The organism is Vibrio sp. 10N.222.46.A1, from assembly GCF_041473595.1.
Classification (GTDB): Bacteria; Pseudomonadota; Gammaproteobacteria; order Enterobacterales; family Vibrionaceae; genus Vibrio; species Vibrio tasmaniensis_A.
This window is the reverse complement of the sequence record NZ_JBFRSN010001169.1, coordinates 1-621: the sequence shown is the minus strand read 5'-3', so window position 1 is coordinate 621 and position 621 is coordinate 1. Positions and strand designations below refer to the sequence as shown.

The following is a 621-nucleotide window of genomic DNA, read 5'->3' as shown; positions in this document are numbered from 1 at the left end:
GGTGTCTAACAGCATTTATTTCGCAAAAGTGTTTTTTGCTTTACAAAGAGCTGGCTTGATTCCGGTATTGGCACTGCCGGCACATGGTATTGTTGAAATTCGCCATTTCATGAAAGTATCTGGCGCAAGGGCCTACTTCGGTTCTAACTTAGAAAACGATGGAAGAGCACTACACATAGCTGACTCACTGTCGGAAGAGTCCCTTTCATTTAAGCATATCTATATTGTGGGAGACTCTGGAAAGTATCCGTCTTTACCTCTGGGTAATATTGGCCAGTTCGTTCCTGAACGACCAAACCCAAATCATCCTGCTTTGTTTTTAGTTTCTGGTGGAACGACGGGACTACCTAAGCTCATTCCTAGAAGTCATAACGATTATCGTCTCAACATCCAAAGTTGTGCAGCAGCAAGTGAGTTGTCGTCCGACGAGGTATACCTCGCAGTGTTACCTGCCGCGCATAATTTTACTTTGGGTTGTCCCGGTTTATTGGGAGCGCTTGATGTTGGAGGAAGTGCCATTTTCAGTTCCAACCCCAGTCCTGATTACTGCTTTGATGTTATCGAGAAAAATAAAGTGACGGCGACAGCTTTGGTTCCCGCGCTTGCGCAGCTATGGAATGC

Annotated in this window: 1 protein-coding gene; it reads left to right on the top strand. The window is 45.6% G+C overall.

Features of this window, described 5'->3' with window-relative positions; genetic code table 11:
* A partial coding sequence (locus AB4496_RS24905) for an AMP-binding protein (protein WP_372132491.1) occupies positions 1-621 on the top strand: 621 nt, incomplete at both ends.